Source organism: Serratia sp. CoH_134_PS_4, from assembly GCF_058190535.1.
The window spans coordinates 177,545-201,764 of sequence record NZ_JBXWKI010000003.1; the positions used below are offsets into that span (position 1 = coordinate 177,545).

Annotated in this window: 10 protein-coding genes, 1 tRNA gene and 2 pseudogenes; 7 read left to right on the plus strand and 6 right to left on the minus strand. The window is 48.1% G+C overall.

Annotated features, from left to right (window positions below):
- Window positions 1–83: 83 nt before the first annotated feature.
- From AC2FCQ_RS07830 to pepA, 3 genes are all read right to left on the minus strand, one after another.
- Window positions 84–2,960 (minus strand): valine--tRNA ligase, encoded by a 2,877-nt coding sequence (locus tag AC2FCQ_RS07830; RefSeq protein ID WP_265556197.1) that lies wholly within the window; start codon window positions 2,958–2,960, stop codon window positions 84–86.
- Between the two features lie 13 nt (window positions 2,961–2,973).
- A complete protein-coding gene (locus AC2FCQ_RS07835; RefSeq protein WP_209635274.1) occupies window positions 2,974–3,426 on the minus strand; it encodes a DNA polymerase III subunit chi in 453 nt (150 codons plus the stop codon).
- Window positions 3,427–3,621: 195 nt separating this feature from the next.
- Window positions 3,622–5,133, minus strand: a complete 1,512-nt coding sequence (pepA, locus tag AC2FCQ_RS07840) for a leucyl aminopeptidase (protein ID WP_037424420.1) — start codon at window positions 5,131–5,133, stop codon at window positions 3,622–3,624.
- A 280-nt stretch (window positions 5,134–5,413) separates the two neighbouring features.
- Between pepA and lptF the strand changes: the two genes are divergently transcribed.
- The 4 genes and pseudogenes from lptF (at window position 5,414) to AC2FCQ_RS07860 (ending at window position 9,520) form a co-directional block, all read left to right on the plus strand.
- Complete coding sequence (gene lptF, locus AC2FCQ_RS07845; RefSeq protein WP_209634519.1) at window positions 5,414–6,508, plus strand: LPS export ABC transporter permease LptF; 1,095 nt, start codon at window positions 5,414–5,416, stop codon at window positions 6,506–6,508.
- The gene (gene lptG, locus AC2FCQ_RS07850; protein ID WP_209634521.1) at window positions 6,508–7,578 is read left to right on the plus strand and encodes an LPS export ABC transporter permease LptG; all 1,071 of its coding nucleotides are present in this window, start codon (window positions 6,508–6,510) and stop codon (window positions 7,576–7,578) included. Before lptF ends, lptG begins: the two co-directional genes overlap by 1 nt.
- 390 nt (window positions 7,579–7,968) lie before the next feature.
- Window positions 7,969–8,053 (plus strand) — tRNA-Leu (locus AC2FCQ_RS07855).
- Between the two features lie 204 nt (window positions 8,054–8,257).
- Window positions 8,258–9,520, plus strand: a pseudogene (locus AC2FCQ_RS07860) (tyrosine-type recombinase/integrase).
- Between the two features lie 90 nt (window positions 9,521–9,610).
- Here AC2FCQ_RS07860 and zorE read toward each other — a convergent pair.
- Genes zorE through zorA2 form a run of 3 tightly spaced genes read right to left on the minus strand, consistent with a single transcriptional unit; the run spans window position 9,611 to window position 13,074 of the window.
- Window positions 9,611–10,702, minus strand: a complete 1,092-nt coding sequence (zorE, locus tag AC2FCQ_RS07865) for a type II Zorya anti-phage system protein ZorE (protein WP_209634528.1) — start codon at window positions 10,700–10,702, stop codon at window positions 9,611–9,613.
- Window positions 10,703–10,707: 5 nt separating this feature from the next.
- A complete protein-coding gene (zorB2, locus tag AC2FCQ_RS07870; RefSeq protein WP_209634530.1) occupies window positions 10,708–11,415 on the minus strand; it encodes a type II Zorya anti-phage system protein ZorB2 in 708 nt (235 codons plus the stop codon).
- Window positions 11,416–11,421: 6 nt separating this feature from the next.
- Window positions 11,422–13,074, minus strand: coding sequence for a type II Zorya anti-phage system protein ZorA2 (gene zorA2 / locus AC2FCQ_RS07875; RefSeq protein ID WP_209634532.1), 1,653 nt, complete (start codon window positions 13,072–13,074; stop codon window positions 11,422–11,424).
- 227 nt (window positions 13,075–13,301) lie between these two features.
- Here zorA2 and AC2FCQ_RS07880 point away from each other — a divergent pair.
- The 3 genes and pseudogenes from AC2FCQ_RS07880 (at window position 13,302) to AC2FCQ_RS07890 (ending at window position 24,042) form a co-directional block, all read left to right on the plus strand.
- Window positions 13,302–14,224: pseudogene (locus AC2FCQ_RS07880) on the plus strand (IS5 family transposase).
- Between the two features lie 129 nt (window positions 14,225–14,353).
- Entirely contained in the window at window positions 14,354–17,713 is a 3,360-nt protein-coding gene (locus tag AC2FCQ_RS07885; protein WP_490307991.1) for an STY4851/ECs_5259 family protein, read from the plus strand.
- Window positions 17,713–24,042, plus strand: a complete 6,330-nt coding sequence (locus AC2FCQ_RS07890) for a DEAD/DEAH box helicase (protein ID WP_490307992.1) — start codon at window positions 17,713–17,715, stop codon at window positions 24,040–24,042. Before AC2FCQ_RS07885 ends, AC2FCQ_RS07890 begins: the two co-directional genes overlap by 1 nt.
- Window positions 24,043–24,220: the final 178 nt, after the last annotated feature.

Below are 24,220 nucleotides of genomic sequence, written 5' to 3' on the forward strand. Positions count from 1 at the left end.
TCTTAAGCGGGCCGGATGCAATGGCGATAAAAAAACAGCGGGGAAATCCCCGCTGTTTTCAGCTGTTGCAGCGAACCGACAGATTACAGCGCGGCGATAGTCGCCTGCTGTTCCTGCAGCTTCACTTTGCCTTCTTTGCAGGCGGCCAGACGTTCGCGTTCTTTGGCGACGACGGCTTCTGGCGCACGTGCCACAAAGCCTTCATTAGACAGCTTGCCTTCGATTGACGCGATTTCTGCATCCAGCTTGCCCATCTCTTTCGACAGACGCGCAATCTCGGCGTCTTTATCGATAAAGCCCGCCATTGGAATCAACAGCTCGGCACCGTCAACCAACTTGGTGACGGATAACGGACCTTTGTCACCGGCAGGCAGCAGAGTGATAGACGACAGACGCGCCAGGCGCTCGATAAAGCTCTGGTTTTCCTGCACGCGGCGCTGCGCGTCGGCGTTGCAGTTGCGCAGCAGCACGTCCAGCATTTTACTCGGCGCAATGTTCATCTCGGCACGGATATTACGTACCGCGGTGATCGCCTGCTTGATCCACTCCAGGTCGTTCAACGCCTGTGCGTCTTCCAACGCGGCGTCGTACTCTGGGAAGGGTTGCAGCATGATGGTGTCTGCTGTTTCGCCGGTCAGGGTCTTCACGCGCTGCCAGATGGTTTCGGTAATGAACGGGATCACCGGGTGTGCCAGGCGCAACAGGGCTTCCAGCACGGTGATCAGCGTGTGGCGGGTGCCGCGTTGTTCCGCTTCGCTGCCGTTGCTGACAACCGGTTTGGTCAGCTCCAGGTACCAGTCACAGAACTGGTTCCAGGTGAATTCGTACAGGATGTTGGCGGCCAGGTCGAAGCGGTAAGTGTCCAGCGCTTCGCGGTATGCCTTCACCGTGCGGTTGAATTCGGCCAGGATCCAGCGGTCCGCCAGCGACAGCACTTTCTCGCCACCGTTGAAACCACAGTCTTGGCCTTCTGCGTTCATCAGCACAAAGCGGCTGGCGTTCCACAGCTTGTTACAGAAGTTGCGGTAGCCTTCCAGGCGCTTCATGTCCCAGTTAATGTCACGGCCGGTTGAAGCCAGTGCCGCCAGGGTGAAGCGCAGGGCGTCAGTGCCGTGCGGTTCGATCCCGTTCGGGAACTGCTTTTCAGTGCGCTTACGGATTTTTTCCGCCAGCTGCGGCTGCATCATGTTACCGGTACGTTTTTCCAGCAGGTCTTCCAGCGAGATACCGTCAACCATGTCCAGCGGGTCGATCACGTTACCTTTCGACTTGGACATTTTCTGCCCTTCGTCGTCGCGGATCAGGCCGGTCATGTAGACCGTCTTGAACGGAACCTGCGGCTTGCCGTTTTCGTCCTTCATGAAGTGCATGGTCAGCATGATCATGCGCGCAATCCAGAAGAAGATGATGTCGAAGCCGCTGACCATCACGCTGGTTGGGTGGAAGGTTTTCAGCGCGTCGGTTTGCTCTGGCCAGCCCAGGGTGGAGAAGGTCCACAGGCCGGAAGAGAACCAGGTGTCCAGCACGTCTTCGTCCTGGTTCAGCACCACGTCAGGGCCCAGGTTGTTCTCGCTGCGCACTTCTTCTTCGCTGCGGCCAACGTAGACTTTGCCGTTCACGTCGTACCAGGCTGGGATACGGTGACCCCACCACAGCTGACGAGAGATACACCAGTCCTGAATGTCGCGCATCCAGCTGAAGTACATGTTTTCGTATTGCTTAGGCACGAACTGGATCTCGCCTTGCTCAACCGCTTCAACCGCGACTTTCGCCAGCGGGGCGGTACGCACGTACCATTGGTCGGTCAGCATGGGTTCGATCACCACGCCGCCGCGGTCGCCGTAAGGCACCGTCAGGTCGTGCGGTTTGATCTCATCCAGTAAACCAAGCTCTTCAAAGGCGGCTACCACGGCTTTACGCGCAGCGAAGCGCTCCAGGCCACGGAACTGGGCCGGGATTTCGTTGCAGTAATCGGTGCAGATTTCGCCGAGGGTATTAAACACTTCTGCTTCCTGACGGATATCGCCGTCGAAAGTCAGGATGTTGATCATTGTCAGGCCGTGACGCTTACCGACTTCGTAGTCGTTAAAGTCATGCGCCGGGGTGATCTTCACGCAGCCGGTGCCTTTTTCCATATCGGCATGTTCGTCACCGACGATGCGGATGCGGCGGCCAACCAGCGGCAGAATAACCTCTTTGCCGATCAAATCTTTGTAGCGCGGATCTTCCGGGTTTACGGCCACGCCGGTATCACCGAGCACGGTTTCCGGACGGGTGGTGGCGACCACCAGGTAATCTTTACCTTCGGCGGTTTTGGCGCCGTCGGCCAGCGGGTAGCGCAGGTGCCACATGGAGCCTTTGGATTCGCGGTTTTCCACTTCCAGATCGGAGATGGCGGTGCGCAGTTTCGGATCCCAGTTCACCAGGCGTTTGCCACGGTAGATCAGATCTTCTTTGTGCAGGCGAACAAACACTTCGCGAACGGCGTTGGACAGGCCTTCGTCCATGGTGAAGCGCTCGCGTTCCCAGTCCACGGAGTTGCCCAGACGACGCATCTGACGGGTAATGGTGCCGCCGGATTCTGCTTTCCACTGCCAGATTTTGTCGATGAACGCGTCGCGGCCATAGTCATGGCGAGTTTTGTTTTCTTCTGCGGCGATCTTGCGCTCAACCACCATCTGGGTGGCGATACCGGCATGGTCGGTACCTGCCTGCCACAGGGTGTTTTTACCCTGCATGCGTTGGTAGCGGATCATGGTGTCCATGATGGTCTGCTGGAATGCGTGGCCCATGTGCAGGCTGCCGGTGACGTTCGGCGGCGGGATCATGATGCAGAAGCTTTCCTGGCTGGTATCACCATTTGGCTTGAAGTAACCCTGGTTTTCCCAGTGATCGTACAGCTTCTGTTCGATCTCTTTCGGGTCGTATGCGGTATCGAGATGACTGTTTGTCTTTTCCATTTTATATCGTTGTTCAGTGAGTTGGCGGCGTGGCCGTGGTCAAATGGAAGCCGACGCTGCGATAAGCTTTATATCGGTCGCGCGCCAACTGTTTCAGGGTGTCTTCGTAAGGGACGAAGTCTACCACTTCATGGAAAGCAGTAGCAAAATCTGCAAACTGCGGCAGCAGGGCGATCAGCAGATCGCGCGGCGAGTTACCGCGTTTACCGGGCCAGCATAGCTCGACCGGCGCACCGTAGTGCGGGCCTTCACCGGCCAGATTGTGTGGCACAAATTGGTGCGGATCGCGCTGCCACAGCGCTTCGTCCAACCGTTGGGCTTGTTCCTGGCTTTCGCAGGCGATCAACACCCGCTTGCCGGAGCGCCAACGTTCAGCGGCAACGGCGCAGGCCACGGCCTCATGCGCGCTGAGCGCACCTGCGGGTTCCGCGTGTTCGAGTAAATAAAACGTCGCCTGCTTGCTCATGAGTTCATTGCCGTTAGAAAAAATTAGGGGCGCAACTTGTGCGCCCTTCGCTTTGTTACCGTGATTATATACCCAATAGGTTTCAAGTTGCAGCCAGGCGGCAAGTTCGTTCATCCTCAGGAACTGACATACAGTCAGTGACTGGGGGGAACAAACGCAGCCAACAACGCTGCGGCTTGAAAGATGAAGGGTATTTTAATCGTCGCCGTTCAGGCCTGCACGGTTGAGTAAGAACTGTGACAGCAGCGCGACCGGACGACCGGTAGCCCCTTTGGCCTTGCCGGAACGCCATGCGGTGCCGGCGATATCCAGGTGCGCCCAGCTGTACTTGCGGGTAAAGCGCGACAGGAAGCAGGCTGCGGTGATAGCCCCGCCCGGACGGCCACCAATGTTCGCCATATCGGCAAAGTTGGAGTCCAGTTGCTCGTAGTACTCGTCGGACATCGGCAAGCGCCACGCGCGGTCGCCGGCCTGTTCGGACGCGCCGATCAGTTCGTGCGCCAGCGGGTTATGGTTCGACATCAGGCCCGTGATGTGGTGGCCCAGCGCGATCACGCAGGCACCGGTCAGGGTGGCAACGTCAATCACCAGCTCTGGGTCGAAACGCTCGACGTAGGTCAGGGTGTCGCACAGCACCAGGCGGCCTTCGGCGTCGGTGTTCAGCACCTCGACGGTCTGGCCGGACATGGTGGTCAGCACGTCGCCCGGACGATAAGCGCTGCCGCCCGGCATGTTTTCACAGCCGGCCAACACGCCGATCACGTTCAGCGGCAGGTTCAGTTCCGCCACCACACGCATCACGCCGTACACGGTGGCTGCGCCACACATGTCGTACTTCATCTCGTCCATGCCATCGGCAGGTTTGATCGAGATGCCGCCGGCATCGAAGGTCAACCCTTTACCCACCAGCACGATCGGCTTAGCGTCCGGGTTCGGATTGCCCTTATATTCCATCACCGACATCAATGACTCGTTGCGCGAACCTGCGCCAACCGCCAGATAGGCGTTCATCCCCAGCTCTTTCATCTGCTGTTCGCCGATGACGCGGGTGGTGATGTTGGTGCTGAACGCGTCCGCCAGTTGGCGAGCCTGCGAAGCCAGATAACCGGCGTTACAGATGTTCGGCGGCATATTGCCGAGATCTTTCGCGGCTTTGATGCCGGAAGACACCGCCAGACCGTGCTGGATCGCACGTTCACCGCTGGTGAGTTCACGACGGGTCGGCACGTTGAACACCATTTTACGCAGTGGACGACGTGGCTCCACTTTGTTGCTTTTCAGCTGATCGAAGGTGTAGAGCGTTTCTTTAGCGGTTTCTACCGCCTGACGCACCTTCCAGTAAGTGTTACGGCCTTTCACGTGCAGCTCGGTCAGGAAGCAGACCGCTTCCATGGAGCCGGTATCGTTAAGGGTATTGATGGTTTTTTGAATCACCTGTTTGTATTGGCGTTCATCGAGCTCGCGCTCTTTGCCACAGCCAATCAACAGGATGCGTTCGGAGAGAATGTTAGGTACATGGTGCAGCAGTAACGTCTGCCCGACTTTACCTTCCAGTTCGCCACGGCGCAGCAAAGCGCTGATATAACCATCACTGATTTTGTCGAGTTGTTCTGCGATAGGGGACAAGCGGCGCGGTTCGAAAACGCCGACTACAATACAGGCACTGCGCTGTTTTTCCGGGCTACCGCTTTTTACACTGAACTCCATGCACTCTCCTGAATCTTAAAGACAAAGGCGGACGCTACGGCTAGAATGACGCACTCCGTAACGATCTCCGGCCGTCGAGTTAACTAACTATGTTAACCTGAACGGCGTAAATTGCTCTGTTTTGGCGACTATAAGTAAGTTCCTATAGGACACCCAAATGCTAGATGTTGTAATACTATTTTAGCTGTGTCTGTTGCCATATGATGAGAATAAATGGCGGATTAGCGATGAAACTATCGATTTTCCTGCAAAAAGACAAGTTTTCACAGGCGTAATAAGCGTGATCATCATAAGATATCTGGTACGGGAAACGCTAAAGAGCCAAATCGCAATCTTGTTCATCCTGCTTCTGATCTTCTTTTGTCAGAACTTAGTCAGGGTGTTAGGCGATGCGGTGGACGGCGATGTCCCGACAAATTTAGTTCTTTCTTTGCTCGCATTGGGTGTGCCGAAGATGGCGCAGCTAATCCTGCCATTAAGCCTGTTTCTTGGCTTATTGATGACGCTTGGGCGGCTGTATACCGATAGCGAAATCACCGTGATGCATGCCTGCGGGCTGGGTAAACGTACCCTGATCATCGCGGCAATGGTGCTGGCACTCTTCACCTCCGTGATTGCGGCGGCCAACGTGTTCTGGGTTGGGCCCTGGGCCTCGCGCTATCAGGACGTAGTGGTGTCCGAAGCCAAAGCTAACCCGAGCATTGCCGGGCTGGCAGAAGGGCAGTTCAAGACGTCCCAAGACGGTAACGCGGTGCTGTTTATCGGCAACGTTAAAGGCAGCACCTTCAACAATGTGTTCCTGGCGCAACTGCGGCCGAACGGCAACCAACGCCCATCCGTGGTGGTGGCTGAACACGGCCAGATCAACCAGTTGAAGGACGGATCGCAGGTGGTGACGCTGGATAAAGGCACCCGCTTTGAAGGCACCGCGATGCTGCGTGACTTCCGCATTACCGATTTCAACGACTATAAGGCGGTGGTCGGCCACCGTGCGGTCGCCGTGGACGGTAACCAGGCCGAACAGATGTCGATGAAGACGCTGCTGGAGTCTGACGATCCGGACGCACGCGCCGAGTTCCATTGGCGCCTGACGCTGGTGGTGTCTGTGGTGCTGATGGCCTTGCTGGTCGTGCCGCTCAGCGTGGTGAACCCACGACAGGGCCGCGTGCTGAGCATGCTGCCGGCGATCCTGCTGTATTTGATATTCTTCCTGCTGCAGACTTCGCTGCGTTCTAACGCCGGTAAAGGCAAGCTGGACCCGATGCTGTGGCTTTGGCTGGTCAACGCCGTGTACTTTGCGATCGCGCTGGCGCTGAACCTGTGGGATACCGTGCCGATGCGTAAGCTGCGTGCACGCCTGAGAGGAGCGGCCTGATGTTTGGTGTTTTAGACCGGTATATCGGTAAGACGATTTTCAACACCATCATCATGACGCTGTTCATGCTGGTGTCGCTTTCCGGCATCATCAAGTTTGTCGATCAGCTGCGCAGAGTGGGCCAGGGTGACTATACGGCGCTGGGCGCCGGGATGTTTACCCTGCTCAGCGTGCCGAAGGACATCGAGATCTTCTTCCCGATGGCGGCCTTGCTGGGCGCACTGCTTGGGCTGGGGCAACTGGCGACGCGCAGTGAACTGGTGGTGATGCAGGCATCTGGTTTTACCCGCATGCAGATTGCCGGTTCGGTGATGAAAACCGCGATCCCCCTGGTGCTGTTGACCATGGCGATTGGCGAGTGGGTTGCCCCGCAGGGCGACCAGATGGCGCGTAACTACCGTGCGCAGCAGATGTACGGCGGTTCGCTGCTTTCCACCAAGAGCGGCCTGTGGGCGAAGGACGGCAACGACTTTATCTACATCGAACGCGTAGCGGGCGAGAAAGAGCTTTCCGGCGTGAACATCTACCACTTCAACGACCAGCGCAGGCTGGAGACGGTGCGCTATGCCGCCACCGCCAGTTTTGAAGACGGCGTGTGGAAGCTTTCGCAGGTGGATACGTCCGACCTGACCAACGAAAAGCAGGTTACCGGCACCCAAACGCTGACCGGCGAATGGAAAACCAACCTGACCCCGGACAAACTGGGCGTGGTGGCGCTGGACCCAACATCGCTTTCTATCAGTGGCCTGCACAACTATGTGAAGTACCTGAAACAGAGCGGCCAGGAAGCCAACCGCTACCAGCTGAACATGTGGAGCAAGGTGTTCTCGCCGCTTTCCGTTGCGGTGATGATGCTAATGGCACTGTCGTTCATCTTCGGGCCGCTGCGCAGCGTACCGATGGGCGTGCGCGTGGTGACCGGTATCAGCTTCGGCTTCTTGTTCTACGTGCTGGACCAGATATTCGGCCCGCTGAGCTTGGTATACAACATGCCGCCGGTACTGGGCGCGCTGCTGCCAAGCATGCTGTTCTTGTTGATCAGCGTGTATATGCTGCTAAAACGCAAGTAGCGACGCGACAGACGATGTAAAAAGGCGTGGCCATGCGGTTACGCCTTTTTTGTTTCTGGTGCTTCTTGGACGCGCTGCTGCTGATATCGCTACGCACAGGTGCAAATTATCGTCGATGTCATCCGTAGGGGCGCAGCACGCTGCGCCCGTGCTGTTATCGCAGGTATTACCAATGTCATTTGTAGGGGCGCTGCACGCTGCGCCCGTGCTGTTTACCGCAGGTATCGCCGATATTATTCGTAGAGACACTGCTTATTTCGCCCACAAAACGGGCTTAATATAAGCATGTCGGCGTTTTTTTCAGCACTTAACTCATTGAACAACGGATAAGTGTTGCGTGCGGATCGCTGAAAGGTATAATGCACACGTTTTCCGCATACTACTTGCAGTGCCGAAGTGGCGAAATCGGTAGACGCAGTTGATTCAAAATCAACCGTAGAGATACGTGCCGGTTCGAGTCCGGCCTTCGGCACCATTAGTACAGCGCGAACAAGAAGCCACCGAAAGGTGGTTTTTTTGTGCCTGCGATTCAGTATGGATTTCCCCTTCCCACTAAATTAACTCTCTCAAGGTTAACCGACTTCAACGTACATCTACCAACAGATGTTGGTACAGATGTTGGTACAGATGATGGTATTTCCGGTTCGATAGTGCTTGTACCAACAGGGAGGGGATAAGCATGGCTCTAACAGATATCAAAGTCAGAACAGCCAAGCCAACGGATAAACAATACAAGCTGACCGATGGCAACGGTATGCATCTTCTCGTCCACCCCAATGGTTCAAGATACTGGCGTCTGCAGTACCGCTTCGGCGGGAAGCAAAAGATGCTGGCTTTAGGCGTATATCCTGATGTGTCTCTTGCAGATGCCAGAGCGCGTCGTGATGATGCTCGGAAGCTTTTGGCAAACGGCATCGATCCGGGAGACAAAAAGAAAAATGATAAGGTTGAATAGGAAGAAGCGCGTACTTTTGAGCAGATTGCTGTCGAGTGGCATGTCACAAATAAAAAGTGGTCGGAAGAACATAGCCGACGTGTGCTGAAAATCCTGGAGGACAATCTCTTTCCTGTCATTGGCAAACGTAATATTGCCGAACTAAAAACGCGATACCTGTTAGCCCCTATTAAAGCTGTAGAACTTTCGGGGAGGCTAGAAGTGGCCTCCCGGCTACAACAGCGAACTACTGCAATTATGCGTTATGCCATTCAGAGCGGTTCGCTTGACTACAATCCCGCGCAGGAGATGGTCGGTGCCGTTGCTTCATGTAACCGACAGCATCGACCGGCGCTAGAGTTGAAGCGTACTCCCGAACTGCTTCAGCGCATTGGCAGCTATACAGGCAGGACACTGACTCGCCTTGCTGTTGAGCTAACTCTCTTGGTCTTTATCCGCTCAAGTGAACTGCGTTTTGCTCGTTGGTCCGAGATCGATTTTGAAACACCTATGTGGACGATTCCAGCCGAGCGAGAAGCTATCGAAGGGGTAAAGCATTCACAGCGTGGCTCAAAAATGCGTACACCTCATCTGGTGCCACTTTCCCGACAGGTATTAAATATTCTGGAGCAGATAAAGACGTTCAGCGGTGATCATGAACTGATCTTTATTGGCGATCATAACCCTCGTAAACCTATGAGTGAAAACACGGTTAACAAATCTTTACGGGTGATGGGATATGACACACAGGTAGAAGTCTGCGGCCACGGTTTCAGGACCATGGCGTGTAGTTCGTTGATTGAATCGGGATTGTGGTCGAGGGATGCAGTGGAACGGCAAATGAGCCATATGGAGCGTAACTCTGTGCGAGCGGCTTATATCCATAAGGCTGAGCATTTGGATGAGCGTAGGTTGATGCTGCAGTGGTGGGCTGATTTTCTCGATGCAAATCGGAAAAGCGTTATCTCGCCTTTTGACTATGCGAAGATTAAAAACTCCCTGTCATAAAGAAAGAGTGCATCGATAAAACTTACTTTGCACAAAAGAAAACTATGGAGACCTGAGTGGATATCAGGTCTCTTTCAAATTTTTACCGAATTAAAATATAACCCCAGATTGTATCTGTTTAACGAGTTCACCAACTGTGAATATTTCCCAACCTTCTACTTGTATTTCGGTTAAATTCACTGCAATTTTTAATGTGGGCCATGCTGCTTCTACAGTTGCAATAATCTCATGTGCAGAGTTCTGTAAGTCTAATCCTGGTACCGGAGGTTGATATCCTTTGTGCTGCATAATGTTAATATCACCGTGAACAGATGGATCAGTTAGCTCATAAATATCTTTCCAAGAATCACCCTTTAATAACCCCTGCTGAGATCGCAAGCGTTGAATAATTGCCATTTCAGCTTGAGTGACAAATATTCCTTCGTGGAGAGGTTGCTTGCGATGGCAATCCTTGCAAAGAACATGCAAGTTTTCTGCTGAATTATCGTATTTAACACCATTTTTATGATGAACATCGCAGAGCTGGCGTGAGGATATTAAATTAACTCCGCAATCATTACATTTATAAGCTGCCTGTTCACGAACAGAACGAGAAATATCTTTCCAATTATCTACATAACCACTGTTTGCTTTATCATGAATACCTTTTGGCATATGACGGAAGCAAGTACTGTAGTGAGAGAAGAAGTTATTCAATGAGAACGATTTAAATACTACTCTTTTTTGTAGTTTATCAATACTACCTTTGTAATTAAGGCGCTCAAGGCAATTCATGCAAACTCTTAAGTCAGCATCTTGACTGCGGCCTAAACCGTCATCAATTTCAAATAAACCGTCAACACGGTTTGTTGCATGGTAGCGCTCAAAACGATTTTTCTGTCGCATTTCGTCAAGTGTTCGACACCAAGCAATATGAAAACGTTTCCCTTTCTCACCATCTTCAATCGCCGCATCATAGCGCCCGGTATGATCACGGATATATAAAAGGACTTGACGACCCTGGTAGGAAATTAAGCCACTGCCAGGGTCAAGGTCGGCAATACTGACTTCTTTACCAGCAGATAATTCAATATCAATTGGGTCGAAGACAACAGGTGCTTCAGCAAGGGAAAATTTAGCACCAGAAGGAAGCATTTTTTTTCCTAACGCAATCAACTCAGAAAAATCAATAGTTAACTTCATTCTGACTATTCCTGAATAATACGACGAATTTGCAATTCTGCATTTGTAATAACTTTAAACGTAACCCGCCGTGAGCGATTTGGATCTTCTTTTTCTGCTGCATCAAGAATTGGATGTGAAGATGAGTATCCCACTGCAGCAAATTTACTTTTTACCCATTTTTGATGAGTTTCTGATTCTTTTAAACTGTATACGTATTGTAAAACTGCGCGAGTTCTTCCTTGAGATAATTCCATATTATTAAAATAGGCCACATCTTGGTTAGCAGCGCCCGTCCAGTCAGTACTGGTATGCCCTTCTATACGTACTTCAGTGATATGTTGCTTATACTTGTCTAACACTCTCAAATAACGAGGAAAGAAATCGTTAAGAATTTCTTTAAACTTTGGTTTTAATTCTGAACTACCCAATCCAAAAAGAACATCTGGTGATTTAAATCTTACTTCAAGAGTTTGTTTATCGATTTCAGCATCCCAGGAAGGTAGATCTTTTGAAAACTCGATTTCCAAAGCATTATAAAGCTGTTGCTGTGCCTGTTCGTAGGCAACAGCAACTTCTTTTATTTTTTCTTTTTCAATACGAACATAATGCATATAAGCAATAGAAATAAACATAAACACCATCATCAGACCTGCCATCAGGTCTGACATGGAAACCCAGTGTTCATTATCCTGGGTGCTTTTTGGGGCTTGCTTACCAATAATCTTATCCATTAATTGTTACCCACGATTCTGTCTAGAGTTAATTAATGGTTGTAATTGGCCAAGAACACTTTGATATTCTTTTATCAATTGATCATAGTTTGTGACAAAACCTTTGCTAATTGCCAGTAGCGCATTACCTAGCGACTGCATTTCCCTATTCATTTCACGCTCAGTAGCTTGTTCAAAAGCATGTAGCTGTTCATTAATGGAACTACCAAAACGCTCCACTGATTCTTTGACCTGTGAATTTAAACCTGCACTTGCTTTGTCAAATGTTGACTGGATGGTTCCAAACATATTATCTGCATTATTAGATAACTGTTGATTAAACTTATCACCGGTTTTACTGAAGAGGTCAATAACACTGGCTGTGTTTTGTTCCATATTACGGTGAAGATCTTTAGAATGTGATTCAAGAGACTTCAAGAACTCATCACCACTCTGTTTCATTTCAGTAATGGTTTCACTCAATGTTGATGTTAAAGTCTCAGAAGAGTTGCTTACATCATGTGCCATTGATGCAAATGCTTGCTGAGTCTGAGTAACCGACTGTCTGAAACCTTCTGAACCTTCATCCAGAGCAATGCGCATGGCATTTGCATTGGTAAGTAGTTCCTCTCCTGTTTGCCCCAGGGAGGTGCTGACACTCAAAGCGCCCGCTTTAAGCAATTCACCTACTTCATCCAGTTTTTCATGGATAGCCGGAATCGCATCGGTTGCTTTATCACGTAATAAAACAAAAGCATCAAGGTGCAGAGATAACTCGCTTATTTGATGTTGGTTAACCTGCAAAACATCGCGTAATTCAGCCATTGCAAGTGGTATCTCTTTGCACTCCTCCCAGATACCAGCAACTGCACCACGAGTTTCAACTAATGACTCGACACTTTGTTGGTACTGTGCGCCCATTTGTTCGACTTGGGTTTTATAGTTCTCCTGCCAATCGACAAGTTTTTTTACCGAAGCATCAAGTGCTTTAAAGTTCTCACCGAATTGCTCCGTCAAATTATTATTAAAATCAATAATAACTTGTCTCAGTGCATCAATTATTTGTTCAGTCGCACCCTTAGCCATTAAATCTGCAAATTGTTGAAGTTGCTCCCATAGTTTATTACTAAATTCGTTATGATGAGATAGTTGGGTGCGAGATGTATCATTTATTTCATTTCGTAATAATTTTATCTGTGCAACCAACGAACCCTCTTCGCTACCACTCATTCCCGATACTAACTTTTCCAAAAATTGGTTTTGCTCTTTCAGTTCATGGTGAATATGATCTGGAGTGATAAGCTCTGGTTCATTAACTGCCGATTTATTTCTTTTATTCGCAAAGAAAAATGCATCAAGTGCATTAAATGCAATAGCGAAAAACATTCCGACAATACTTGTGATGAATGCAGTTTTTAATCCACCAAGTAGTACTGGGATGCTAGTATCAATACTTTCCGTATTAAAATTTAGTAGCCCAATAATTATGCCGATAAAGGTGCCTAATATACCCAATGCTCCCATTAATGTTGGAGCATACTCCCTAAACTTGCTATGTATATTTTTATAATCACACCACCAGGCAAAGGCGAAAATTAAAATAACGGCCCAAATAAAAATATTAGTAACAAGCATTGAATCAACAGAGTGAAACAAATGTTCAAAAAGCTGGGCTAACATGACGATTCCTGTGTTACGTAATTGTAATTTTTAAGCTTAGCGGCAGGCACAATGGAAAAAATCTTTCAAAGTGCTGCGGACAAACCTGATTTTTGTGATCATTGTAGCAAAAATAATCTAATAATAAATGACATCAATCAGTCGTGAAGGGGCTTTGTTGAATAAATCGAACTTTTGGCCGTAGTCAGGATCAGATCACCACATTCCCGATCATGTAGCGGTATCACGTGGCAAAACAAACGTTCAAAATCATCAACTGGGCTGACTACAACAAGGCGCTCGTCAAACGGGGCTCACTGACATTCTGGCTTGATGAGTCGGCTATCCAGGCCTGGTATGACGAGCCAGACACGTCTTCACGTGGTCGTCCGCAACGTTATTCTGAGCTCGCTATTTCTACCGTACTGATGCTCAAACGCGTTTTTCGCCTCACGCTACGCGCCGCGCAGGGATTTATTGACTCCATTTTACCCTGATGAAGCTCCCGCTCAGGTGCCCGGATTACTCCTGCGTCAGCAGACGGGCTAAATCCGTCAATATTCCGTTCAAAACCCCCACGCGCGGCGAAACAGCCCATCTTGTTATCGACTCCACCGGATTAAAAGTCTTCGGTGAGGGCGAATGGAAGGTGAAAAAACACGGCCAGGAAAAACGCCGCGTGTGGCGTAAACTGCACCTGGCGGTGGACGCCGGAACGCATGAGGTTATCTGCGCTGACCTTTCCCTGAACAATGTGACGGATGCAGAGGCATTCCCGGGCCTGATCCGTCAGACGCACAGGAAAATCAGGGTCGCCTGCGCCGACGGGGCTTATGACACAAAAAGGTGCTACAACGAGCTGAGGCGCAAGAAAATTAAGGCATTAATCCCGCCGCGGACGAGGGCCGGTTACTGGCCGGCGGAGTATGCCGACAGAAATCAGGCGGTGGCCAGGCAGAGGATTACCGGGAGCAATGCTTACTGGAAATGGCACACGGCTTATAACCGGCGGTCGGTGGCTGAAACGGCAATGTACCGGGTCAAACAGCTGTTTGGTGGGCATCTGACGCTGCGGGATTATGATGCGCAGGTTGGAGAAGCTATGGCCATGATCCGTGCCTTGAACAAAATGACGCGCGCAGGGATGCCAGAAAGCGTGCGGATTGCCTGATGAGGTCAGTGACGGGAGGCGCTTTTATCTAAATCCGAATTATTCAACAAAGCCTCTTGAAGGTGGTTATCCATTGAGCTTTTCATTCATGGTAGTAATGTGTGAAGAAATCTGATTCCGTACAAAAGGATGCTTGTGAAGACGTTAACTAATCCCCTTCTGCTGTGGCTTAAAGAATTTCTCAAAAAACGTAAGCTGGCACTAACAGATGGTAGAGCTCTCTATGCCTATCGATGTGACGATGTCGAATTCGCTAAACTGGCTCAGACTCTTAGCAGTCATATCCCTCGGACCTATCCCAAAACGGTCTTTATTTCTTACAGCGATGCTTTGTTCTGTCTTTATGCAGCCGAATTTATTCGTCGGAATCACACTGCTGGCCATCCCAAATGGGATGCTATTTTACAGTCCATAAACTGGCAAATTCCATATCAGCATCGCCAGAAGCTTGTCAGTGAAGGTATACGCTACTGGAAAAGAGAAGTGAGGAGTCTGGGGCAAGCTTCAGGCTACTTACATACACTGGCCTGCGAAGGTGGATTGCCAGTGCGTATGATAGAAAACGAGAGTGGTTATTTAATAAACTACTTTAGGCGGATTTATCAGGGGTTGAGAGGGTCACAAGGTAATGTCTCAGCAGTTAAGATTGCGGAAGACTTGAGTGACACTATTCCTGGTACAATGCAAAACGAGCTTGTCTATGAAGTAGCGGGTGAATTTTGTTGGACGCTTTCTAAACTTCTTAACGAAAGTGGTCATCAGGGGGGAGATCCTATTGCCTCACTACGCAAGACATTGCCAAACTGGCATCACCAACTACCTCTCGTTCTCCTGGAAGAAAATGCAGCAGAAATAGTTAGGCGTTTACTTTCACAAACATCAGAAACCCGAGTCGCTTCTGGCATCTTAGTAGAAAGAATGTGGATCGATGTCGATGACAGTTGGTTCTGTGATGCGCGATTCCGTTTTCCTGGGATGCTACGTAATGAACAGCTTAAAGCCTTATTTGAATGTGAAATACAACAAGATCAATCGCGACTGATTATTTCCGCACAATGGATAAATGGTGGGGCACGTCTGGCAATGCTAAGCCGTCATGAACACCAAGATTGGCGGGTTGAATTGTTGCCAGCTGCGACACAAAAAATCTCAGGCATGGAAGCGTTGGGAGAAATATCATTAATGTTGTTTGATGGGCCAGCGCTCATAGGCAAAGGCATCCCGAAAGGAGGATACGAACTGGCAGAAGATCTCCCTTGGGTTTTTGAAGCTATGAACGAGAGCGAGTCACAGCTGAAATTATTCGGAATGGGTTCTGTTAGTTCTGTGCAAGCCGCTCTATTTATCTCATTGCCAGCAAATAGCAATCTGGATATCAGTGGTGAGGGAGACTTCGATATTCCACGACTTTTGACGAATAGTGCACGTAGTCTCACGAAAGTCAGTGGTGTTTTTAGCGTTATTTTGCAAGATGGTGCCATCTGTACTATTCGTACTCGGCAGATATCTGATTCATCCACTGAATATTTTATTAAACCATCAGAGGTCGATCTTGTTAAGTCGGATTATCCTGTTCATCGAGCCTGGCCTAAAATTGCCTGGAAAAAAGACCTTCAGCATGGGATTGTTCCCGAGCCGGAACTTTATTGGCGTTCAATACGTTCAGGGAATATGACATGGTCCTCAGTCTCAACTTCAATACCTAAAGGGCAAATTGAAGTACGGCATGTGGTTAATAATGAAGTGTTATTCAGTGGTCGGATGGTTGTTCTACCAGCAGATTTTGATATTAAAATTGTTCCCGACTCAGCCCAAAAAGGAATTATTACTCTTTCCGGGATTGCTGAAACGCGGGTAGAACGTTACATAAATAATGAAAATTATTTATTAAAAACTGACTATCTGGCTCAAGAGTGCATAGTTCCTTTCGATGGTAGTGTTTCCAAAAATATCACAATGGACCTGCGTGTTACCTGGCGGGATGGTTGTAACCTTAAGCTATTATTACCCTCTCCAGTGGCCGGTGGTCGATTTGTTAATCAAGAAGGTGAGACATTTTCTGAAGGTATTGCATCAGTAGACCATTTACATGGGGTGAGTGCTGATTTACTTACAATATCCCCAGCAGGGAAAGGTTTTCTAAACGTTGAGTTAAAAGATGAGAATCCACTTTCTAAAGATCTTCATTTTTTATCTATGGATATTCCATTATTTACTGGGCGAAATGAAAACTTACAACAAATTTCTCTATATGAGAAATATAATCTCTTAAAATCACTTCTAGCGTGCTCATGGGCGAAATATAGCTCATTACATCTTGATTTCTACGCTGAAAAATTAGGAAAAGTCGGTTCAACGCTAAACATAAAACGATATGATGGTAAGTTTATTGAACGAGATGATCGTCTACATATTGATGTTCAGGACGCAATTAGCTTTCCACAAGATCGAGCTAGTGAAATAATTGTACAAGCAGTTTCACTTACAGATCCTGCTTCATGCGTTATGACCTTACCGAAAGATGCATTAGGTTATGATTTTTCGTCAAAGAGTGATAGCAGTGGACCTTGGTTAATAATTGGCAAGCTAGATAACTATATTCGGGTTGAACCATTATTAAGATGGAGCGATATATTACCCGTACACGATGAATTGTTAATAAAATCACTTTGTGAGCCGGAGCAGTCAAAACGTAAGAGTGAGATAAACTCACTGCTCTCCGAAGTAAAAAACAATCCATTACAGCAGTCTGCTTATTCAATAGTCGAGTATTTAAAAAAATATAAAAGCTCTGATGACTTACCTCTGCATGTGCACGATTTGTTTAATAAACTATCCAAGGACCCACTGGCTTTAATTCAGCTCTTAATCACATCCTGTTTGTCTGGTGATAGTGAGCTTATTTACGACATGCAAAATGAATTGCCATTCTCATGGGGTTGGATTCCATTCGAACATTGGAGAAAATCTTTTCATGATTGTTATGTTTCTCTTGCAACTCAATTTGGTGATGAAGCGCTGGCGTTAAATGTATTACAGCCATTTGTTGTATTTATTAGTAATAGAGCAGCGATTGACCGTCGATTCGCAGCGATTGCCAATATGCTTCAAATGAATTTTAAATTATCACAATCAGCCTGTGTCGGAATTACATCTGTTGATCGTGAGCAGTTTAATGAAGCAAAACAGATGCTGTTACGTACTCCGGATAGTTTTGGCCGTGTTGGAACCTTTACCAAGGAACAATGGTTAACTGCTATCTCGCCTGACCTGAAATCTATATTTAAAAAGTTTTGGATCGAAGACAGTTACCAACAAAAATTTGAGAAACTATTTAATTTGATGTTGGTCGCCGCGTTGTTATCTCATAAAGATAATAATGTAATGCACCAGCTTTCTTCACTATTCGAAATACACTATCAACAAGCCCCGCAACAGTTGGGGATCATTTATCAGTATTATTTTGAGCAAGCAGGAGTTTGTCATTGATGAAAGTCCAGCAACTACATTATGCGCCGCTTTTAAATCAACTTCATCAGCGTGCAGTGCGTTCGGTGGTGAGCCAACTGGCATTGCGTAGCAAATCGCTGACTGAGTATCTGGAATCTCAGTACTTCAGAGCACCAGGGCTACAAGGTTCTCTGCTTGCCGATCCCGTATTTGAAAGTACTTTTGGTTGGATGCCTGCCAGTGAAACAATGGATGGGCTTCGAGACAAGCTCATATCTAACCATTTGGTTAATGCACTCAGTCATGCACCAGTGCCCTTTTCCCACCAGCTAACAGCCTGGCGTACTATTCTTGAAGATAAACAGTCCTTATTAGTGAGCAGTGGTACTGGGTCAGGAAAAACAGAATGTTTCATGGTCCCTGTACTGGAAGATCTGATTCGTCAGCAAGAGGCTCATAGGCAGCCACTGATAGGTACTCAGGCTATTTTTTTGTATCCTCTTAATGCCCTAATCAACAGCCAACAGGAACGGTTACGTGACTGGACCAAAGGGTTTAAAGGAAAAATTCGTTTTGCGCTTTATAACGGTGAAACGAAACACACGAAATATGAGGTTCAGGAAGAGCAGAAAAAAGTTCCAGAACAAGCTTTGAGTAGAGAGGAAATATACGAGTCCCCACCTTCTATTATGGTAACGAATACCACCATGCTGGAATATATGCTTATTCGACGTAAAGATGCTCCTATCGTTGATAAATCACAGGGGATGTTGAAATATATCGTTCTTGATGAGGCGCATAGCTATATTGGTTCCCAGGCGGCAGAGCTGGCATTATTACTGCGCCGTGTCATGCAGGCCTTTAATGTCGGTCCAGGGACTGATAATCCTGTTCAGGTCATTGCAACATCGGCCACGATTGGTGAAGATTCAGTCGAGGGCAATCAAGAATTGGCAAAATTTGTCGCTGATTTGGCCGGTGTGACTGAGCGGAATGTAAAAGTAGTACGTGGTTACCGTCAGATCCCACCTATATCTGATACGCATATTCGAGCTGAATTTCCATTGTCATTAACTTCACTTAATAATCTTACCCCGAAAGAACTTTATCAGCAGCTTTGTCAGTACCGAGTGACACAAGAACTACGGCGAGCCTTAACTCAGCAAAAGAACCCAGCAGTGCGTTTAAGTGAATTACTGGCGATTGCTCGGCATATTTGGCCTGAAATTTCCAACAGGGAATTATTGCAATTACTTGATCTGATGGCTAAAGCACGTGCAGATACATCAGATAATTCGCTGGCTTTTACCCCTTTACGTATGCACGGGTTTATTCGAACTCTGGCTGGGCTATGGGCGTGTTCAAATCGGCAATGTGCCCATAAATCTCATGAATTACAGAATAAGGATTGGTCATTTGGACAAATTTGGTCTGAGCAACGCCTGTTTTGTGATTGTGGTGCACCAGTCTTCGAAGTACTCCGTTGTTCCGGCTGTGGCACAGCTTATTTATCGGCAAAGGAAGAATTAAAAAACGATGGCACTACATGGTTGTCTGCACAACCAACTGTTGCCGATGAAGACGAGTTTGCTCTTGAAGTAGACTTATATCGTGATGATGAAGATGAAGACAGCGAAGAGAGCGGTCACCAGTTTGATCGTCTTTTAGCTGAAACCGGTGAGAAAACATTTGTCTCACTCGAAGAGAACAGCCAAGGGAAAATAGTCAGTAATTCCGCAGTTGGTTATGAAGTGAATTTGCAGAGACCGGAAAACCGTGATGCAGGGAAATCGACGTTTTTTACTTGTATTTGCTGTGGTGATGCTGAGCGGAAAAATAACCCTTTATTTCGCCCACTGCGTTTGGGGGCACCTTTCTTTCTAAGTGACATCATTCCAACGTTACTTGAATTCTCCCCATTACCAAAAAACCTGGAAGAACAGCAAGGGCCTTTCAATGGTCGTCGGTTACTGACTTTTACCGATTCCCGTCAGGGTACGGCACGAATTTCTGCACGCTTACAGCAAGATGCAGATAAATCAACCCTAAGAACCCTTTGCTATCAAGAGTTAGCGAACATAACAGAGCATTCTGCTGGTTTGAGCGATGAGCAGAAAGAATTGCTCAAACCTTATATTGCCCAATTTTCTGTAGTTCCAATATTTAAGAGTGCAGTCGAGGCTTTAAGTAAGGCGATAGCCTCACATGAAGTGTTAAGCCCAAATGAAATTCTCGCTTTGAATACCATTGCGGCAGCCATCAGTTCACAAAGCGAAGCACATGCTCAGGCAATGGAAGTGTTACTTTCTGGTTCGGGTGGTCAGAAGGTTAAATCTGTTTCCTGGCAAACATTGGTCGAGCAGCTATCCGGTAGTGTAGATCTGGCTGACCGAATGCGAGGTAGTTTCAAAGAAATCTCTGGGCTTGATTTAACCAAACATCAGTTTGCCGATTTTTGTCTGTACAGTGAATTTGGACGCCGTCCTAAAAATGCATGGACGTTAGAAAATTTGGGTCTCGTTGCTATTCATTATCCTTTTATTGATAACGTGAATCGTTGTCCTCAGGATTGGAAAAGCCTTCTGCCAGATCCTGATAAGCAACTTGCCGAATGGCGTAATCTACTGAAAATTACCCTTGATTTCTTTATTCGCGAAAACAGTGCTGTCTTTTACGAAAATGAACAATATCCCCGTTGGATGGGGGCACGTTTCCCAGTAAAAATGCTGCAAGGGCCGGATAAAAAATATAAAGAACAGAAGCGTGATCAACTTTGGCCCCAAATTCGGGATCGCCATTACAATCGGGTTATTAAGTTACTGGTGGCTGTATTCCCAGCTATTCAGCCAGATCAAACTTACTGGAAAGATTTAGTTAACAATTTAATGAAAGAGGCCTGGGATGCCATCAGGCCAAATCTACGTCAATTTGAGTCGGGTTATCAATTTGATATTAAAGAACAAGCTTATTTTTATAGCCCAAAAGAGATCTGGCGTTGTCCTTATACCCGGCGCGCACTTGATGTAACTCTGTTAGGTCACTCACCTTATTTACCTGGAAGCGAAGGCATTGCTCCTGAGAAAGCCGTATTGGTTGAGATGCCGGAATTGCCAATGCGTCACTGGCGGTTATCTGGTGGCGGTGAGTTGCCTAGAGATGAGCGGTTGCAATGGTTGGAAAATGATCCGCAAATCAAGAGTGCTCGTCGTGAAGGTGTGTGGTCTACCCGAAGTGACAGGCTGGCACTGAAAGATGGCTGGTATCGTCTGGAAGAGCATTCGGCGCAGCGTACACCACAACAAAACCAGTTTAACGAAAAACAGTTTAAGACAGGGAAAGTGAACGTGTTGAATTGTTCTACCACTATGGAAATGGGAGTAGATATTGGCGGCATGAGCCTGGTCGCGATGAACAATGTCCCCCCTGCTCCTGCTAACTATTTGCAGCGTGCTGGCCGTGCCGGGCGTAGAGGGGAAACGGCTTCAGCAGCAATCACCTTATGCAAAAATACTGCTCATGGTATGGAAGTCTTCAAGGACCCTCTCTGGCCGTTTAATACAAGTTCCAAGGCACCACAGGTACGCTTTGAGAGCGACAGCATTGTTCAACGGCATGTTAATGCGTTGGTGCTCGGTCTGTTTTTAAGAGCAGAAGTGCCGGATGCGACGAAGCTGAGTTGTAAATGGTTTTTTGAGGGGGAAGATAGCCAGTGCCAGCGTTTCTTGAATTGGATGGATGGTCAATCAGAAGCATTGGCTAACAAGCTGAAGCGGCTGGTTCAGGGAACGATATTAACGTCTCTGACTGCTTCCCAGCTACTTTCCCGTACCAATACAATGATGAAGAAAGCGGAGCTTCACTGGCGTAATCAACTCGCTATTTTGCTGCAAAATATTGAATCTTTGAAAGCAGACAATATTGCCTGGGAAGAGACCCCTGCCGGTAAAGCAATTGCCTATCAATTACGTGATTATCGTAGCGCATATCTTTTTTCAAAACTGATCAGTGAAGCTTTTCTTCCTGGACACGGTTTCCCTGTGGGGGTGGTTAACTTTAACTTCCTGACAGCTGATGAACTTGAAAAGCGTAAAGCTTTAAAAGCCAGTCAATTGGATCAGAAAGAGGGGACAGAGAACTTTTCACGTAGTCTCGAGAAACTGCCAAGTCGTGATTTGCCTACAGCATTGCGTGAATATGCACCGGGTGCTGATGTGGTTTTAGGCGGAAAAGTCTACCGGTCCGCAGGAATTATGCTCGGTAAAGTATTGGGGAGTGGGCAGGAGCTAAAAGGCGACCATCATATTCCGTGGTTCTGGCACTGCCGCCAATGTGGCGCGGGGTCTACCAGCGCAACATATCCTGCAGGTTGTAGCCATTGTGGTGCAGAAAAATCACTACTTACTGTGAGGCGATATTTGCAACCGATTGGTTTTGCAACCGATATCCGCTATCAGGCCCATAACGATGTGTCTATGCCCGCACAATTGCCTTATCAGGACCCTCGGGTGTTGGTACCTTCAGCTGTATGGGTTTCTCTGCCAGATACATCACTGGGGCGTTACCGTTTCAGTAATAGTGGTGAGTTATTCCATTTCAGCGATGGTGAGTTCGGTAAAGGCTATGCCATTTGCTTGTCTTGTGGTCGCACTGAGTCACAAACGGAAGCTGAACGCACACCGACAGCACTCAAAAATCCTGCACTAGAAAATACGCATCTTCTGTTACGTGGCGGCAGTAATGATCGGCAGGGCAGCAGCAAGCTATGCCATGGTCATGTTCATAAAGATTTGTGGTTAGGTTACAGCAGCCGTACAGACATGGTTGAACTGCAGCTTAATGACGAAAACGGTTTGCTGATTACTGATGATGTTGCTGCACGTTCCCTGGCTGTCGCATTACGTGAAGGATTGGCGCATAAATTAGGTATTGAAAATACCGAGCTGGGCATCACTACACAGCAATCCCGCGACAGTAACAATGCTTATGGATACTCCATTTTTATCTATGACAATAACGCTGGTGGTGCGGGTTATGCGGTTCAACTAATTGACCTCTGGGGCGAAGTCTTTAACTACGCAAAAAAATTACTGGATTGCTCATGCGATAAATTCTGTCATCACTGCTTACTCAGTTACGACAGCCAGCACTATGTCAGTAAGTTGGATCGTCATCGTCCCTTACCATTGCTCACCAGCACGCGTTTGCAGATGCTAAAACTAGCACCGGAATATCAATTCTTCGGGGAGAGCAGCCGAGTTGAAACTATCCCCCTGATGCTGCGTTTATCGCAGAGTATCAGTTCAGGGCGTTACGGTGCTCTCTCATTGGTGATATCCGGAGTGACAGAAGAGTGGGATTTTGCACAGTGGCCACTATTGAAGGATGCATTGCGGTTTGCATCCTCGGGAGGCAAGGTCGAGCTGTTAATCACCACTGTATTAGCTGAGTTACCTGAGAAAATACGCCATCAGTTGTCGGCATTGTCAGGTATGCCGGGTAATACATTATGCATCCGCCCTATCACTGAGAGCCAACTTACCCAGGGTAAAGGTTACTGGCTGGCGCAAATTGTTGGTGATGATCATTGCCTACAGTGGGCTGCAGGCATTGATGCCATTACCACCCCTGGTGAAAGCTGGGGACAGAGCGCAACGAGTCCTGTTGTATCTTGTCCGGTGCATGTTGCTAAGGTGCTTCCTGGAGATGCGTTCTCCCCGGAAGAACTGTTACCTGAGTTGCCTGCAGGAGTTGTTCGAATCAATTTATCGCACCAACTGGATGGCTCGCTGGAAGGCTTTGGGTCACGTTTCTGGGCACTTATAAGTAATCAGCACCCATTCTGGAAGCGTGCTTTCGCCGAAAAACGTGAAATAGCTCAGGTACAATATAGCGATCGTTATGTGAATAGTCCTTTCACTGCACGTCTGCTGGCCGAACTTTTGACTGAATTGGTCGAACAAGGAATGGCAGAACGAGCGGCACTCTCGATATCGGTGAAAAAACTCGACTACAGTTCGCGTCAACATGACTCGTTATTTAACGCATGGCTCAATGAGCAAGACCGGGAACAGGTGGTGAGGACATTGCTGGAGGAAGGGTATCTTGGCCCTGCCTGGTCCGGGAATATTTCATGGTTTATTGGTGATAACCGAACGACTGACCATGGCCGTGAGTTAACCGTATCATTTAAAGATGGCAGCACAGGTTATCTATTGCTGGATATGGGACTTGGCTACTGGCGTTGCCAGGGGGATTCATTCTTTGACTTCGAAGAACATCCATCTCGGCAAGTCGAAATAGTCGCTTCCAGTAGGGCAAGACTTATCGCTCCGGATAATGGTCTGCGAAGCTACATTATTGTCGGGTAATTGAACGCCCCCTGCCTGTTCAGGGCAGGGGGTTGACGAAGCGCACTATTCTCATGTCTCTGGTTAATAAATAAACTAAATTATTGCGAGATATCTCCCATTAAGCCATCACATTAATCAGTCATCGTGATACTCTTTAACTCCCTCTTTTTTATCGCAGTATGCCGTGCTGGTGCCG

Coding starts and splice junctions, on each gene's coding strand:
- AC2FCQ_RS07830 (WP_265556197.1), bottom strand. CDS start 2,960: ATGGAAAAGACAAACAGTCATCTCGATACCGCATACGACCCGAAAGAG.
- pepA (WP_037424420.1), bottom strand. CDS start 5,133: ATGGAGTTCAGTGTAAAAAGCGGTAGCCCGGAAAAACAGCGCAGTGCC.
- AC2FCQ_RS07835 (WP_209635274.1), bottom strand. CDS start 3,426: ATGAGCAAGCAGGCGACGTTTTATTTACTCGAACACGCGGAACCCGCA.
- AC2FCQ_RS07890 (WP_490307992.1), top strand. CDS start 17,713: ATGAAAGTCCAGCAACTACATTATGCGCCGCTTTTAAATCAACTTCAT.
- zorA2 (WP_209634532.1), bottom strand. CDS start 13,074: ATGTTAGCCCAGCTTTTTGAACATTTGTTTCACTCTGTTGATTCAATG.
- AC2FCQ_RS07885 (WP_490307991.1), top strand. CDS start 14,354: ATGCTTGTGAAGACGTTAACTAATCCCCTTCTGCTGTGGCTTAAAGAA.
- zorB2 (WP_209634530.1), bottom strand. CDS start 11,415: ATGGATAAGATTATTGGTAAGCAAGCCCCAAAAAGCACCCAGGATAAT.
- zorE (WP_209634528.1), bottom strand. CDS start 10,702: ATGAAGTTAACTATTGATTTTTCTGAGTTGATTGCGTTAGGAAAAAAA.
- lptG (WP_209634521.1), top strand. CDS start 6,508: ATGTTTGGTGTTTTAGACCGGTATATCGGTAAGACGATTTTCAACACC.